At 63.7% G+C, this 16,396-nt stretch carries 5 protein-coding genes and 11 pseudogenes; 2 read left to right on the top strand and 14 right to left on the bottom strand.

Annotated elements, in window-relative coordinates; translation table 11 throughout:
* Positions 1–175: 175 nt before the first annotated feature.
* Positions 176–1,592, bottom strand: a pseudogene (locus IPM73_13035) (HlyD family type I secretion periplasmic adaptor subunit).
* Positions 1,593–1,711: 119 nt separating this feature from the next.
* On the opposite strand from IPM73_13035, the gene IPM73_13030 reads away from it, so the two are divergent.
* The gene (locus IPM73_13030) at positions 1,712–1,993 is read left to right on the top strand and encodes a type II toxin-antitoxin system RelE/ParE family toxin (GenBank protein ID MBK8918921.1); all 282 of its coding nucleotides are present in this window, start codon (positions 1,712–1,714) and stop codon (positions 1,991–1,993) included.
* 12 nt (positions 1,994–2,005) lie between these two features.
* A complete protein-coding gene (locus tag IPM73_13025; protein MBK8918920.1) occupies positions 2,006–2,425 on the top strand; it encodes a HigA family addiction module antidote protein in 420 nt (139 codons plus the stop codon).
* Here IPM73_13025 and IPM73_13020 read toward each other — a convergent pair.
* The 13 genes and pseudogenes from IPM73_13020 to IPM73_12960 form a co-directional block, all read right to left on the bottom strand.
* Positions 2,379–6,068 (bottom strand): hypothetical protein, encoded by a 3,690-nt coding sequence (locus IPM73_13020; protein ID MBK8918919.1) that lies wholly within the window; start codon positions 6,066–6,068, stop codon positions 2,379–2,381. The genes IPM73_13025 and IPM73_13020 overlap by 47 nt on opposite strands.
* Positions 6,026–6,337: a hypothetical protein gene (locus tag IPM73_13015; GenBank protein ID MBK8918918.1), complete on the bottom strand. Its 312-nt coding sequence runs from the start codon at positions 6,335–6,337 to the stop codon at positions 6,026–6,028. Before IPM73_13015 ends, IPM73_13020 begins: the two co-directional genes overlap by 43 nt.
* Positions 6,338–6,775: 438 nt before the next feature.
* Positions 6,776–7,135: pseudogene (locus IPM73_13010) on the bottom strand (calcium-binding protein).
* A gap of 186 nt (positions 7,136–7,321) precedes the next feature.
* Positions 7,322–7,591 (bottom strand): annotated as a pseudogene (locus tag IPM73_13005) (calcium-binding protein).
* Positions 7,565–7,915: pseudogene (locus IPM73_13000) on the bottom strand (calcium-binding protein). Before IPM73_13000 ends, IPM73_13005 begins: the two co-directional pseudogenes overlap by 27 nt.
* Positions 7,916–8,317: 402 nt before the next feature.
* Positions 8,318–8,689 (bottom strand): annotated as a pseudogene (locus IPM73_12995) (hypothetical protein).
* Positions 8,690–8,809: 120 nt separating this feature from the next.
* Positions 8,810–9,268, bottom strand: a pseudogene (locus tag IPM73_12990) (calcium-binding protein).
* A gap of 249 nt (positions 9,269–9,517) precedes the next feature.
* Positions 9,518–10,060: pseudogene (locus tag IPM73_12985) on the bottom strand (proprotein convertase P-domain-containing protein).
* 396 nt (positions 10,061–10,456) lie between these two features.
* Positions 10,457–11,512 (bottom strand): annotated as a pseudogene (locus tag IPM73_12980) (S8 family serine peptidase).
* Positions 11,486–11,977, bottom strand: a pseudogene (locus IPM73_12975) (cadherin-like domain-containing protein). Before IPM73_12975 ends, IPM73_12980 begins: the two co-directional pseudogenes overlap by 27 nt.
* 48 nt (positions 11,978–12,025) lie before the next feature.
* A pseudogene (locus tag IPM73_12970) lies at positions 12,026–12,370 on the bottom strand (hypothetical protein).
* Positions 12,365–12,997 (bottom strand): annotated as a pseudogene (locus IPM73_12965) (hcalcium-binding protein). Before IPM73_12965 ends, IPM73_12970 begins: the two co-directional pseudogenes overlap by 6 nt.
* A gap of 2,275 nt (positions 12,998–15,272) precedes the next feature.
* Positions 15,273–16,373 (bottom strand): hypothetical protein, encoded by a 1,101-nt coding sequence (locus IPM73_12960; protein ID MBK8918917.1) that lies wholly within the window; start codon positions 16,371–16,373, stop codon positions 15,273–15,275.
* Positions 16,374–16,396: the final 23 nt, after the last annotated feature.

Genomic DNA, 16,396 nt, shown 5'->3' with positions numbered 1-16,396 from the left:
CAGCGACGAGACATATCAGTTAGATAGGCGAGGAGTGAAAACGAAGTTTCGGTGAAGGCTAACCTTCGCGCGGCGAAGGTTAAGCGCAGCGGCCGGAACCAACACCGCCCAACGAAGCAATCGGGCCGCGCAGTAGATTTATTCACAGCCTCTCAGGCCTCGCCAGGACCTTCTCCTACCTCTCCCGCCCGGCCTCGTGCCAGGCCTTCCTCACCGGCGAAAGCAGGTATTCCAGCACCGTCCGGTCCCCCAGGTGGATCTCCGCGCTGGTGTGCATGCCGGCAGCCAGGGCGAAGCGCCGCCCGTCCAGGGCAAGGTCCATGCGCTCCAGGGCCACCAGGGCCTTGTAGGACGGAGGCGGGCCGGCCCCCGGGCGGGCGTTCGCCTCCCCCGCCCCCTGGGATTCCGTGGCGTCGGCACCCACGTGTTCCACAACTCCCTGGGCCAGACCGTACTTCTGGAAGGGAAAGGCCGCGAATTTCAGCTTCACCGGCTGCCCCTCGCGCACGAAGCCGATGTCCTCGTTGGACACCCAGACCTCCGCCCGCAGCCTCTCCTCCCGCGGCACCAGGGTGAGCAACACGGTACCCGGCTGGACGACGGTCCCCGCGGTATGGGTGGCCAGATCCTTGACCACCGCATCCTGCGGCGCCTTCAGTTCCTGCAGGGCGCGTTTGTGGGCCTGTTTGGCGACCTCCTGGGCCAGCCGCTCCAGTTGGGCCTGCAGTTCGCTCCGTTCGGCGTGCAACTGGCGGCGGGTATCGGAATCGATCTGGGCCAGCTTCTTCTCCGACTGGGTCAGATTCGCCCGGGCCGCCTCGATCAGATGCCCCTGGGTCTCGACCTCCTGTTCGCGCTCGATGCGCTCGCGCCGCTTGTCGCTGGCCATCATCGGCCCGGCGAAGCCCTCCCGCGAGAGCTTCTCGAAGGCCTGATCCTGCTGCCGGAAGTGGGGCAGGGTCTGCTCCAGTTTCTCTTTCACCTGACGGGCGGCGGAAAGCTCCTGGCCCGCCTTGGCCAGGCGGCTGCGCTCCTCGGCCAGGGCGGCGGCCAGGGCCGCCCGGTTGGCGCGGTACTGGGCCTCCACCTCCCGCGCCAGGGCGGGGATCGTCCTTTTCCACCCGGAAGGGCAGCCCTTCCAGTTCCGCATCGATGCGCCGCAGGCCCAGACGCTTGCGCCACACCTCGGCGTCCAGGGAACGGGCGTCGGCCTCCACCACCAGGGCGTCCATGCGCATCAGCACCTGGCCCGCCCGCACCGCCTCCCCCTCCCGCACCGCGATTTCCTTGACGATGCCCGCTTCCGCCGGCTGCACGATCTTGACGTAGCTGTGGGGAATGAGGCGGCCCTCGGCCACCGCCACGATATCCAGTCGCCCCACCGCCGCCCAGACCAGCAGGGCGGCGAGCAGCGCCAGCAGCGCCCACAGCACCTTGCGCCCCAGGGGATTGGGCGCCGCCGCCTGCAAACGCAGCAGGGGCGGCGAGAAATCCCGGGGATCGACCCAGCCCGGCCCGGCGCCGGGGGCACCGCGACCGGGGCGGTGGCGCGGCTGCGCAGCGGAAGGCGGGGGGGAAACCGCCTGGCTCATGCCGTACTCCTCAAACCCCGGCAAATGCGCGCTAGGCGAGAAGCCTGACCCATCGCACCAGCCGAGCGCCCGATCCGTATCGCTTGACGATAATATCGCCCGCCAATAAACTCAATTCCATGATCGTTTCCTTCCGCGACGCCGAGACAGAACGAATCTGGAATGGCGTCTTCTCCCGCCGCCTGCCCAATCAGATTCAAGCCGTCGCCCGCCGGAAACTGCGCATGCTCAACAATGCCCGCTGCCTTGCCGATTTGCGCGCGCCCCCCAACAACCGGCTGGAGGCCCTGGTCGGCGACCGGGTCGGGCAGTGGAGCATTCGCATCAACGAACAGTGGCGCCTCTGTTTTGTATGGCGTGACGGCAACGCCGAGGCCGTCGAGATTTGCGACTATCACTGAAAGACCAAAGCCATGGACACCATTCGCAATATTCACCCCGGGGAAGTGCTGAAGGAGGAATTCCTCCTTCCCCTGGGCGTCAGCCAGTACCGCCTCGCCAAGACCATCGGCGTCCCCGCCATGCGCATCAGCGAAATCTGCTCCGGCAAGCGGGCCGTTAGCGCCGACACCGCCCTGCGCCTGGGCCGTGCCCTGGGCACGACGCCCGGTTTCTGGCTCGGCCTGCAAGCCGACTACGACACCGAAGAAGCCCGCCGGCTGGCCGGCGACGCCCTGGATCGCATCAGCCCCTGGCCGCGTAAGGCTGCAGCGAAGCTTTGCCAGGCCGCAGCGGAAGGCGGGGGGCCGCGCCCTGCTTCGACCGGGGTCGCCTGCTCCATGAGCATCAGCCCAGCCGTACCGAGCCGGTCTGCAAAGCGGCCAGGGGGTTGAGGGCCTGGGCTCCGGTTCCCAGGTTGGCATCCGCCAGGGCCGCCAGGGCGGGCGTCGCCCCGATGCCGGCCAGGGTGCCGTTGCGGCCATACTGATAGGCCAGATCGCCTCCCAGGGCCGCGCTGTCCGATCCCCCCAGGGCATTGACTGCCAGTGCATTGCTCAGCGCCCAGGTCGTCAAGGTGGGATTCGCCACACGAGCGGCGTCGAAGGCGCCCACCAGTCCGCCAAAATTGAAGCGTTCCACGCGCTGGTCCAGAAGGGCATCGGGGCCGCCCTGGGAGAAACCCGCCATGGCTTCGGCAATCACCTGCAGATTGACGACCGGCCGGGATGGAGTGGCCGCATACCAATCCCGGAAGGTGACCTGGTCGGTGGCCCCCAGCTTGAGTACCAGGTCGTTGGCCGCGCGGGCAAAGGCCAGATCGCCGTAGGCCAGCCCCGCGCCGCCCACGGAGAGCGTATCGCTGCCGCTCCCTCCCGCCGCGACGACATCCTGACCGTCCCCCTTGTTGAACAGCAGCACATCGTTACCCCCGGCGGTCACCAGGGTATCGTTGCCGCTGCCGCCCAGGAAGACCTCGGCGGCAGCACCGCCGGTCAGGGTATCGGCCCCGGCACCGCCGTTGAACAGGGCGCTGCCCACGGTGTCGGTCAGGAGGTCGTTGCCGTCCCCCCCTTCCAGGATGTCGGTGCCGGCCCCACCGTTCAGGGTGTTGATTCCCGTGTTGCCGCGCAGGAGGTTGGCTAGAGTGTTGCCGGTGCCGTTGAGGGCTGCCGTGCCGCCCAGGAAGAGGGCCTCCACGTTGGCGGCCAGGGAAAGGGAGAGATTCGCCCGTACCGCGTCGAACCCTTCGCCCACGGCCTCCTGCACGACGTCGGTCGCCACATCGACGACGAATACATCGTCCCCCGCTCCCCCGATCAGGGTATCGGCGCCGCCCAGACCGTCGAGCGTATCGTTGCCAGCGCTGCCGTTGAGAATGTTGATTGCACTGTTGCCGATCAGGGTGTTGTTCTCGGTGTTGCCGGTGCCGTTGATCGCCGTCGTCCCGGTCAGGGTCAGGTTCTCGACGTTCGCGGCCAAGATGTGGGTGACGCTGGACTGCACGAGATCGACCCCTTCCTCGGCGTTCTCCGTCACTACGTCACCCACGCTTTCGACGATATACGTGTCGTTACCCACACCCCCCACCATGGCATCGTTGCCGGCCCCTCCGTTGAGGAGGTTGTCGCCAGCGTTCCCTACGAGGGTGTTGTTGAGCGTGTTGCCGGTTCCGCCGATCGCCCCGCTTCCTGTCAAGGTCAGATTCTCGACATTGGCCGCGAGGGTGTGGGTCACCGATGCGATGACGCTGTCGGTGCCAGCGCTGGCCCCTTCGGTGATGAGGTCGCCTGCATTGTCCACGAGGTAGGTGTCGTTGCCCGTCCCGCCGATCAGGGCGTCGGCGCCCATTCCACCGTCGAGGATGTTGTCGGCGGTGTTGCCGGTCAGGGTGTTGTTGAGGACGTTGCCGGTGCCATTGAGCGCTCCGGTTCCGGTCAGGGTGAGGTTCTCGACGTTGTCAGCCAGGGTATAACTGATCGACGACTGGACGAGATCAGTGCCTTCCGCTGCGTTCTCGATGACCACATCGCCGAGACTGTCCACAACGTAGGTGTCGTTACCCGCGCCGCCCGCCATGCTGTCGCTGCCCGCCCCACCGTTGAGCACGTTGGCCAGCCCGTTGCCGATCAGGGTGTTGTCCCCGGCGTTGCCCGTTCCGTTGATCGCCACGGCACCCGTCAGGGTCAGGTTCTCGACATTCGCGGCCAAGGTGTAGGTCACGCTGGACTGCACGAGATCGACCCCTTCCTCGGCGTTCTCCGTCACTACGTCACCCACGCTTTCGACGATATACGTGTCGTTACCCACACCCCCCACCATGGCATCGTTGCCGGCCCCTCCGTTGAGGAGGTTGTCGCCAGCGTTCCCTACGAGGGTGTTGTTGAGCGTGTTGCCGGTTCCGCCGATCGCCCCGCTTCCTGTCAAGGTCAGATTCTCGACATTGGCCGCGAGGGTGTGGGTCACCGATGCGATGACGCTGTCGGTGCCAGCGCTGGCCCCTTCGGTGATGAGGTCGCCCACGTTGTCCACGAGATAGGTATCGTTGCCCGTCCCGCCGATCAGGGCGTCGGCGCCCATTCCACCGTCGAGGATGTTGTCGGCGGTGTTGCCGGTCAGGGTGTTGTTGAGGACGTTGCCGGTGCCATTGAGCGCTCCGGTTCCGGTCAGGGTGAGGTTCTCGACGTTGTCAGCCAGGGTATAACTGATCGACGACTGGACGAGATCAGTGCCTTCCGCTGCGTTCTCGATGACCACATCGCCGAGACTGTCCACAACGTAGGTGTCGTTACCCGCGCCGCCCGCCATGCTGTCGCTGCCCGCCCCACCGTTGAGCACGTTGGCCAGCCCGTTGCCGATCAGGGTGTTGTCCCCGGCGTTGCCCGTTCCGTTGATCGCCACGGCACCCGTCAGGGTCAGGTTCTCGACATTCGCGGCCAAGGTGTAGGTCACGCTGGACTGCACGAGATCGATTCCCTCTCCCGCGTTCTCCGTCACCACATCCGTCGTCGCATCCACCACATAGGTGTCGTTGCCCTGACCACCGATCAGGTTGTCCGCCCCGGCGCCACCGTTGAGCACGTCGTCGCCCGCACCGCCGTTCAGGACATTGGCCAGCCCGTTGCCGATCAGGGTGTTGTCCCCGGCGTTGCCGGTGCCGTTGATCGCGACGGCACCCGTCAGGGTCAGGTTCTCGACGTTCGCGGCCAGGGTGTGGGTCACGCTGGATTGCACGAGATCGACCCCTTCCTCGGCGTTCTCCGTCACTACGTCACCCACGCTTTCGACGATATACGTGTCGTTACCCACACCCCCCACCATGGCATCGTTGCCGGCCCCTCCGTTGAGGAGGTTGTCGCCAGCGTTCCCTACGAGGGTGTTGTTGAGCGTGTTGCCGGTTCCGCCGATCGCCCCGCTTCCTGTCAAGGTCAGATTCTCGACATTGGCCGCGAGGGTGTGGGTCACCGATGCGATGACGCTGTCGGTGCCAGCGCTGGCCCCTTCGGTGATGAGGTCGCCCACGTTGTCCACGAGATAGGTATCGTTGCCCGTCCCGCCGATCAGGGCGTCGGCGCCCATTCCACCGTCGAGGATGTTGTCGGCGGTGTTGCCGGTCAGGGTGTTGTTGAGGACGTTGCCGGTGCCATTGAGCGCTCCGGTTCCGGTCAGGGTGAGGTTCTCGACGTTGTCAGCCAGGGTATAACTGATCGACGACTGGACGAGATCAGTGCCTTCCGCTGCGTTCTCGATGACCACATCGCCGAGACTGTCCACAACGTAGGTGTCGTTACCCGCGCCGCCCGCCATGCTGTCGCTGCCCGCCCCACCGTTGAGCACGTTGGCCAGCCCGTTGCCGATCAGGGTGTTGTCCCCGGCGTTGCCCGTTCCGTTGATCGCCACGGCACCCGTCAGGGTCAGGTTCTCGACATTCGCGGCCAAGGTGTAGGTCACGCTGGACTGCACGAGATCGACCCCTTCCTCGGCGTTCTCCGTCACTACGTCACCCACGCTTTCGACGATATACGTGTCGTTACCCACACCCCCACCATGGCATCGTTGCCGGCCCCTCCGTTGAGGAGGTTGTCGCCAGCGTTCCCTACGAGGGTGTTGTTGAGCGTGTTGCCGGTTCCGCCGATCGCCCCGCTTCCTGTCAAGGTCAGATTCTCGACATTGGCCGCGAGGGTGTGGGTCACCGATGCGATGACGCTGTCGGTGCCAGCGCTGGCCCCTTCGGTGATGAGGTCGCCTGCATTGTCCACGAGGTAGGTGTCGTTGCCCGTCCCGCCGATCAGGGCGTCGGCGCCCATTCCACCGTCGAGGATGTTGTCGGCGGTGTTGCCGGTCAGGGTGTTGTTGAGGACGTTGCCGGTGCCATTGAGCGCTCCGGTTCCGGTCAGGGTGAGGTTCTCGACGTTGTCAGCCAGGGTATAACTGATCGACGACTGGACGAGATCAGTGCCTTCCGCTGCGTTCTCGATGACCACATCGCCGAGACTGTCCACAACGTAGGTGTCGTTACCCGCGCCGCCCGCCATGCTGTCGCTGCCCGCCCCACCGTTGAGCACGTTGGCCAGCCCGTTGCCGATCAGGGTGTTGTCCCCGGCGTTGCCCGTTCCGTTGATCGCCACGGCACCCGTCAGGGTCAGGTTCTCGACATTCGCGGCCAAGGTGTAGGTCACGCTGGACTGCACGAGATCGATTCCCTCTCCCGCGTTCTCCGTCACCACATCCGTCGTCGCATCCACCACATAGGTGTCGTTGCCCTGACCACCGATCAGGTTGTCCGCCCCGGCGCCACCGTTGAGCACGTCGTCGCCCGCACCGCCGTTCAGGACATTGGCCAGCCCGTTGCCGATCAGGGTGTTGTCCCCGGCGTTGCCGGTGCCGTTGATCGCGACGGCACCCGTCAGGGTCAGGTTCTCGACGTTCGCGGCCAGGGTGTGGGTCACGCTGGACTGCACGAGATCGACCCCTTCCCCGGCGTTCTCAGTCACTACGTCCGTCGTGGCATCGACTACGTAAGTGTCGTCATCTGCGCCACCGATCAGGGTATCCGCCCCTGCCCCCCCATTGAGCACGTCGTTTCCGGCGCCGCCAGTAAGCATGTTGGCGGCCGTGTTGCCGGTCATGGTGTTTCCGATGTCATTCCCTGTCCCGTTGATCGCCGTCGCGCCCGTGAGCGTCACGTTCTCCACATTGGCGGAAAGCGTGTAGCTCACCGAAGACTGGACCCCATCCACCCCGGCACCGGCATACTCCACAATCACGTCCGTAGTCATATCGACCACATAGGAGTCGTTGCCCTGGCCTCCCATCAAGGTATCGGACCCTGCCCCCCCGTTCAGGACATTGTCGGCGACATTGCCGACCAAGCTGTTGTCCAGCGTATTCCCCGTTCCGTTGAGGGGGCTGCCGCCCGTCAGCACCAGATTTTCGACGTTGGCTACCAAAGTGAGGTTGACGCTGGATACGATCGTGTCGTCACCGGCACCAGCAGCTTCGGTCACGATATCGGTCGTCGCATTGACCACATAGGTGTCATCGCCCGCACCGCCCGCCATCGAGTCGTTTCCGACTCCGCCGTCCAGGACGTCGTTGCCGTCTCCTCCCGCCAGCGTGTTATTGGCACTATTGCCTACAATCTGGTTGTCCAGGGCGTTGCCTGTCCCTGCGAGGGCACCCCAGGCCAGCACGAGGTTTTCCACATGGGCGCCCAGAGTCGTATTGATCGAGGCGAAGACCGTGTCGATGCCTTCGTCAGCGTTTTCAATGACCACGTCTCCAGCGCTGTCGACGAGGTAGGTATCGTCGCCGCCGGCACCGGCCAGGGTATCGGTTCCTCCCGCGCCGTCGAGGATGTTGTCCGCAGCATTCCCTGTCAGCATGTTGGCGAGGCTGTTGCCTGTGCCGTTGATAGGATCATTCCCGACCAGGATCAAGTTCTCGATCTCGTCCCCAAGGACGAAGGAGACCGACGATAGGACGGTATCCACTCCCGCACCGGCATGTTCGACCACTGCATCGGACTGATTGTCGACCCAGTAAGTATCGTCACCGCTCCCGCCCAGCATGGCATCCGCGCCGGTGCCGCCGGAGAGTACGTTGGCCGCGGCATTTCCGATCAGGCGGTTGGCCAAGGCGTTCCCGGTTCCGGAAAGGGCGGATTCGCCGGTCAAGACAAGGTTCTCGACATTTTCGGCGAGAGTCGTCGAGACACTCGCCCTGATGGTGTCGAACCCCCCGTCAGGCAATTCGATAACGAGATCACCAGCGTCATCCACCACATAGGTGTCGTCGCCGGTACGGCCAACCAGTGTGTCAGCGCCTAGGCCACCATCTAGAAGATTGGCCCCTGAATCACCCTTCAAATCGTCAGCGCCGGCTCCGCCGGCCACCGTCCCAGGAAGCGAAGCGAACTTGAAATGAGCGGCGCTCAGGCTGCCGACGTTGACCCCGGCAAGATTGAGCCACAACTGTTGGGTACCGTCGGAAGCCGAAATTCTGGTGAGTTGAATACCATTGACAGTCATGCTCTGGAACGAAAGATCGGCAAACCCGCGCAGCCATGAGAGATTGCTCAGATCGATGACTTCCCCGGTCTGGAGCGGATTGAAATCGGCGATCAGGTTATGGGCGGAGACCTGACCCGCGGAGGCCATCCAGCCCGCGTTGCCACCTCCATTGGCGGTCACGATGAAGACATCGGCGCCGGAGCCCCCCACGCGGGTGCCATAGAATGCGGAGCTTGCAACACTGACCGTTCCCAGGTCGCCCTCAAGAAGCAGGGTGTCATTTCCAGCACCTCCTTCCAGGTAGTCGTTCCCTGTTCCCCCGGCCAGCAGATCAGCCCCATCGCCGCCAAACAACGCATCTTCCCCGGTGGCACCGCGCAGCAGATCATCGCCGGTTTCGCCTTGGAGTTCATCGTTACCGCTTCCTCCCAGGATCAGGTCTGTTCCGGGGCCGCCGTACAGAACATCGTTCCCCGCGCCGCCTTCCAGCCAATCGCTCCCGGGAGCCAAGGCATAGCCCGGATAGTCGCCCCAGAGAGTGTCGTTGCCATCGCCGCCATCGAGAATGTCCTCCGTCGTCCTGCTACCGACGATGTCGTCGCCGGCCAAGCCGAAGTAGCCCAAACCGCCCAGGCTGTCGGGAAGAATGCCCGTGTCGGGTCCAGACGTTCCCGCATAGATCGAGCGGCCGGAGAGGTACCTGGTGAACGCATCCAAGGCGGCCATGTCACTGAAAAATCCGAAGTGCTGCTCGCTGATCTGAGTCGCAGCAACGTTTTTAAGCAGGACGCTCTGGCCGTTCCCGAGGCCAAGCCGAGTATTGACACCCTCCTGCGTGACCTGGAGCTGAGAGAAATCCGTGATGTCGTCGAAGCCGACGATCAGAATCTTTTCCGCTGCCGCGCCGGGGGCAAAATCGTTGATCGTATCGACCGTACCGTCGCCGCGGCTGATCACGAAGTAATCCGCGTCGGCTCCCCCGGTGAGCGTATCGTTGCCGGCGCCACCATCGATCAAGTCCAGGCCGGCCCCGCCGGATATCACGTCGTCGCCCCGGCCTCCCGAGAGCTTGTTTGACAGGGCATTGCCCGTCAACGTGTCTTTCCCGTCCCCGCCATAGGCATGCTCGATGTTGCCGTTGATGGTCAGTGTCCTCCCGGCAATGGTGCTCGTGGCGCCGTTGGTCAGGTTGATGGTCGAATTCGCAGACACCGCCGCCGCATTGACAGCGTCGACACCAGCGTTCGTGTCATTCAAGGTCGCGCGGTTCGTCCCCGGGGCTGCCGCAAATTCGTCCGTGTAGAAGTAGATGTTGTCGGAAACCGCGGAAATGACCGGATCGTCGCCAACAATCGTGTCCCTGCTGCTAAAGGTTTCGTTGAAATCGCTGCCATAGACGTCGACTCGCCACCCGTTCAGGACGCCAGTCCCACGACCGGCTCGATCGGTAATGCGCAGTTGCCAGTTGCCCTGGGCGTTCTCGCCGAAATCGTGGGTGGTGTCGAAGGCGAAAAGCAGTTGCCCATAGCCCGCATCTCCCCCTGGATTAGCCGTGGATGTCCCAGGATTGGCCACGAGCTGGCTTGTGGTCCCGGTGGGCGAGATCAACTCCACCTTCAGATCGCCCCAGTTGCCGTGGACAAGGTCCAGGCTCACGGTGGCGTGCTCGACACGCAGCCCGGCGGCGATGGCCAGGGTGCGCGTAATCACGGCGCCGTCGCCAAGTGCGACGCTGAGGTTCGCGGCCTCGTTCAGGCTGCCCTCGCCGTTGGAGAGATGGCGTTCGTTGGCGCTGTTACGGACGCCAGCCCAGGTCTCTGCCAAACGGATCGCCGCCCGCGCGTCGACCTCGCCAAATCCGTAGTCGTGGCTGGTGTGCATCCCCCCGCCGTTCCAGTTGCTCGCGTTATTCCAGACGGTATCGGTTGTGCTGTCATTGACCTTGCGTGCAGTGACCGCCAGGATTTGCTGAATGTCGCGCCAACCCAGGTTGGGATTGGCTTCCAGCATCAGCGCGATCACCCCGGAGACGATGGGGGTCGCAAAGCTGGTGCCTTGGACGGTGGCGGATTCATTTCCAAACACGGTGCCGTCGTCGTTGGTCAGAATGCTGCTGGTGCTGTCCACGTTGCTGCCCGGGGCCGAAACCAGAATACTTGCCCCGGGATTGCTGAAGGGAGACTGAGCGATGGTCAAGGTGGAAATATCCCCCCTGGCGTTGATGGCCCCCGTGACGATGACGCCGCGGTTAGCGGTGAGCGCATTGGTATTCGTATTGCCCCCGCTCGCCCGGTCATTCCCCCCGCCCATGACGATGGCCGTCCCCAGGCCGTTGCGGCCCTCGAAGAGCGCTGTCTGAATGCCGGCTTCGAGGAGCCCAACCGGAACCAGACTGACATCAAAGTTTCCTGCGCTTCCCCAACTGTTATTGACGATGTCGTAATTCTTGAACTGCGCCAGAGCCTGCGTGAGTTCCTGCGTCAGCGCCGCAACATCGAGGCCGCTGCCCTGGATGTAATGCCCCGAGAGCTTGGCATCGTAGGCGACCCCCACCGCCCCCTCGCCATCCCGTGCACCGACCATCACCCCCGCTACCAGGGTGGCATGCTGACTGAAGCTCTGCGGCACCTCCCCGTCGGGGTCGGCGAGCCACGCCATATCCACATTCCCCTGCAAATCCGGATGCCGGTAGTCAAACACCTCCGGCCCGGTACTGAACGGCATCCCGGGTTCGAACTGCCCGATCCGTATTCCCCGTCCGGTATAGCCCTGGCCGCCATTGCCGTTCCATACGGGCAGCACGTTGATGTCGTTCAAGTACCACTGGTCGGTGAACAGTCCGTCGGTCGGCATGTCCGGGGTGGTGAGGAAGACCTGCCCGCGCATTTCGGCCTGGGTGGTGGACCCGATCTGGATGGCCGTCGCCCCGGGGGTGTTGTCCACGTCGGCGATCTTGTACTTGAAGCTCATCACCCCGGTGAAGCCCGCCGTGGGGGTGAACTGGAGTTCACCATTGGCTGTCAGGGTTGGCGTCCATTCCTTGGTCGTGCTGTTGTAGGTTCCGACGAGGGAGCCCCCGACGATGTCGCTGATGCGGGTGAGCTTGAGCGTATCGCCCTGCCAGTCCCGGTCGTTCTTGAGCAGGTCGGCGACCTTGATGAGTTTCACGCCGGTTCGGTTGGCCAGCGCGATGACGTCCTTGACCGGGAAGGGGTTGTCGAGCGTGAGGTCTACCGCCGACACATCCGCGAAGCCGAGTTTTTCGATTTCGCTCAGGAGGTCCGCCCCATCCCGACCGGCTTGGGTGTCCACCACCCGGTACAGGGTGTCGGTGAGCCGCGTGATGCGGTAATCGGCGAAGCTCCCGGAGTACTGGGCCAGATCGGTGCCGGCGCCGCCGTCCAGATGATCGTCCCCTTGCCCGCCGCTCAGCACGTCGTTGCCGGTCCCGCCCTGGAGTTGGTCATCCTCCTGGCCGCCCTGGAGGAGATCGTCGCCCGCGCCCCCCAGCAACTGGTCCTGGCCGCGGCCCCCGCGCACGATGTCGTTGCCGGCCCCGCCGTCGATCAGGTCGGCGCCGTTCTGCCCGGAGAGGGCATCGTTGGCCGCCCCGCCGATCACGATGTCGTCGCCGTCGTTGGCGCGGATGAAGACGCTGCTCCTTCCGCCGCCGATGAACACGTCGTCCCCCGTGCTGCCGATGGCGATTTCGATTTCCGCCTGGGCAAGGTTGAGGGTGACGCCTTGCGCTCCGACCACCTGCACCATGTCGAAGCCTTCGCCGGCGTGGGTGTTCTGCTGCTGATCGGCGGCGTCGAGGATGAGCATGTCGTCCCCCGCCCCGGCATCGAAGGCATCGCTGCCTTGCCCGCCCACCAGCCAGTTGGCGCCGGCATCACCCAGCAGGGTGTCGTCGCCGCTGTGGCCGTAGGCGTTCCTGACGCCTTTCTGGGCCAGATCGATGACTTCTCCGGTGGTGAGGCGGGAGACATAGGTGCTTTGCCCATCTTCGGCCTGGGCGGTGGTGCCGCTGACGCTGCTGCTGAAAGTATTGCCCACCGGGTTGGCGATGAAGCGGGCGGCCTGGGCTTCCTGGGTCTGGCCGTACTGGGTGAAGCTGCCGCTGGCCAGGATTTCGTTGCCCCCGTTGATCAGGCCGGACTGGAGCGTGGGGCTGAGGCCGATGGCGGTGATGCCGAGTTCGTTCAGGGTCTTGAGTTCGCCGGCGTCGGTGATGCCGTCGTGGTCGGCGTCCTGCCAGACTTTGACGGCGTTCCAGGCGGCGTCGGCGGCGGTGAATTGATTGTCGGCGTTGCTGTCGAGGGTTTTGAGGGCCGCGAAGCCGTTGGCGTGGGGGGTGCTGCCGGCTTCGCCAAGCGTGCCGGGGGTGCCGTTGAAGTATTCCGACAGCGTTTCGTGGATGCCGTCGATGGTGCCGCTGCCGTTGAGGTCCATGACGACGATGCCGTCTTCGGGACTGACCCAGCCGGTGATTTCCTGGCTGCCGCTGGCGTCGTGGTCGATGTCGAAGAGAACCGGGGATTCGCCGAAGGCGGTGAGCTTGACACCGTCGCCGTTGAGGTCGAGGACCAGGGGTCAGTGGGGAAGCACTGGTGGACCCCGGTGGCGAGGAGGTGGGTGGCTACGGCCAGAACGTTCGGGTTCCAGACGACGGAGTGGGCGAGGTCCGGATTGGTGCGGAAAGTCTCGGCCAGTTGGGCGCCGAGGATTTCCGTGGTGAGATCAAAGGCGCCGGGGCGCAGGCCGTCGGTGAGGGTGTTGTTGCCATAGGCAATGTTGCCGCTGGCGGTGTTGACGTTGCCGAGGCCGGTAATGCTCCAGACGCCGTTGTCGAAGAGGGTGGTGGTGTCGGCGTTGGGGGAGTCCACCGGGTTGTTCGGGGTGGTCTGGGTGGCTCCTGGATTCGGGACCACTGACAGCGAGAAAAAGCTGTTTGCTGGAAGATGAACCTCGGTCCCTGGAGCCAGACTCATCTGCGCCGAGAGCGTAGGGTTGGCAGCAAGCAACTCCGAGACCGGCACACCGGAAGCCGCTGAAATGCTACCCAGGTTGGAGAGCGTTGCGTCAGAGACAACCGTGTCTGCACCATTCAAATTCAGTTCCGTCGTGGGAAGCTGTGTCGGGGAGAAGGTGCCATTGATGTATGTGCCTACATTCGTCGTCACTGTGAGCGTCGAGTAGTCCTTGATAACGACTTCCCCGCTATCCCCTGCGGAGGTTACGCGAACGACACTTCCTGGGAGCACATCCACCACATCCCCAGTATCGATCGCCACCACGGCGCCTGTCCTGCCCATGACCATCACGCCATCGCCGTCGGGGCTGCGGTAGACCTCCGTCCCGTCGGGCCTGTTAATCGTAATGAAACCATCCGAGTCGTAGGTTCTTGCGGAGCCGTCGGCATAGCGGAGAATCGTCCTGTCGCTGCCCGTATCGATGACACCGACAAAAGGGCCTATCCTGAATGGCTCGCTTCGCGTGAATCCTGGCTCAACCGGCGGAAGATTGGGCAAAGGAGGAGGCTCTGACCCCAGAGCCTTTCCGATTGCAATGCCGGAGAGCAAAGCTCCAATGGCATAGGCAGGATTGGCATAGGAACCGAGGCGCACCATGCCTTCGATCGTGGTGCCAACCACCTGTGCCAGGGCTGGAGGCCATCCCCACTCCGTGGTCAAGAACATGGCGGCAGACTCCGCCGTCTCACCGGGGGTCGACAGGAGTATTCCGGCATATCCGGCGATCCCCAAAGACACCCAGTTATTCTCGATCAACCGCAAATCGGACAATTGAGAAGAAACATTGCCGATCGTCTGGTGGGTATACAGTGGCGGCGTGTCGATGGGCGTCGCTTGAGTCAGGTCTCCGTTCCACAGATCCAGACCCTGGGCAAACCCGTAATTGAGCTGGTGTCGCGAGGCGACCGAGCTGTAGATATCTCCACTTGCAGTGAAGCTGAAATAGCGACCGGGGCTGCCGCCGCCCAAGCCGGTCACGAGGTCATAGCCGGTCCTGTCGTTCCAGACCGTGAAGTTGAGGATTTCTGCGGACTGCGCAAGGGACTGTACCTGCTCGGTCATGCCAAGCCTCTCGGCAGCGTAGTTTGCGCCGAGTGGTACGACATTGTGGATCGAGAACTGGCTGGCCGAAAGGCCGGGGATACCGGCGATTTCCGGCTGACCGTTCTGCGCCGGCATGCCGGAAACCAGAGCAGCCGGCAGAATGATCGCGGCGACGCCGGAGAGGCTATCGCCGCCGACAATAAATTGGAGGTTTTGGATGCCGCCTGCCAAGTCGGCAAGACCGACATCCGGTTCTGAAATCAGGTTTCGGAAATCCAGATTTCTCGCCAACGACGCTGCCTGGTTCGCGCCTACATATGCGATGTCGGAATGGGTGTCCGGCATGTCGTGGCCAACACCATTAGTCCCGGCGATGCCGATAACTACTTGATGTGTATATGCGTTATAGGCTGCAAACATCTCCGCACCAGTCTCCGCGTCCATATAGATGCCCCGCACCACGAAGCCCGGTGGAATGTTGACCTGGAGCGGCGTGTAGCCTGGCCGCCCAGCGGTCGTCGCGTCGTCGATAAAGACCAGGGGCTGTCCGAGAACGATTCCGCCGCCGTTGTTGAGGGCATAGGCGGTCTGTGCAGCGGCAATTCCTATTCCGGCACGCAGGACTTCGCTCACAGTAAGGGCAATGTTGTTCACAGTTCGTCTCCTTTGCACAATTCAAGCAGTGTCGGTGGTTGGGTCATCACGAGGTTCCGGCAGCCGTTCGGGGACAGCATGTCGAGTCCCCACGGCCGCTTCAGCACGCGCTTCAATTGGCTGCTGTGCTCGTCCTGTCGGTAGAGGCCGTCGACACCGAGCTCCCGGCTGTACTGCACGAACACGTAGAAGCCCGGACGTGCCCAGTAGGTTGAGCCGTTTGGGCCGGCCGGGCGTTCGCGGCGGCGCAGTTCCTGGATCAGGGCGGGAAGGGGTTTGACTTCCAACCCATTCTTGGAAAACAACCACGATTCCTTGTTAAGGTTCATGCAGCCCGGCACAACCCGACCCCAGGCGACGCTATTGAAGTAGCGCCCGAGCCATGGCAAATACTGCCGTCCACCGCTCGTACAGGGGTCTCGTTCGTAGCTCCACAACACCTTGCCGTCCGGCCCCACGAAGTACCGTTTGTTATCCGGCGACGAATACGGCGGAGCGACATAAATCTCCCCATCCCCCGGCCGAAGCTTGCCGACCATATACCCGTCGCCGAAGCTATGCGCCCGATTGTTGTAGTACTCGCAGGTATAGGGGTTGAGGATGCCCTCGTCTTGCGGGCGCTTGAAGCGGGTCAACGGCCCGCCGAACTTGCCCTTAAGGAAGAGGCGTCGGTCTTCCTTGGCGTCGCCCGGCCTCCGGTAGTCCGGGTCGGGGTCCGGATAGTCTTCGATGAGGATGTCGCGGTCGGGGCCGAGGCACACTAGGCGGCCGCGGTAGGGCGCTTCCTCGACCGTGCCGCGGTCGACATCGACGATCACGATCTTGGCGAGTTCGTACTTTTCCGCCTTCCAGGGGCCAAGTTCTCGCACCGAATAGATCACCCGTTGATCATCGAGCCAGAAGATCAGCGGCGCCGCCATGTAGCGCTTCGGCATGTGCGGTACGGCAGTCAGATGAACTTCGTCTTCGGCTTCGACGAACAGGGTCTTCAGGTCGACGAGTTGGTCGGCCGCGTAAAGCCGCGTGGCGAAAATAACCAGGAGTGCCAACAAACCGGCAGTCCTGGCGTACAAGCGCGCCTTCCTGAAATCAGTCATACAGATTCTCCCTACTATCAAGC

The sequence above is a fragment of the Betaproteobacteria bacterium genome (genome assembly GCA_016720065.1).
Classification (GTDB): domain Bacteria; phylum Pseudomonadota; class Gammaproteobacteria; order Burkholderiales; family Rhodocyclaceae; genus SSSZ01.
The sequence above is the reverse complement of the archived record's forward strand: the minus strand, read 5'-3'. Positions and strand labels throughout refer to the sequence as shown.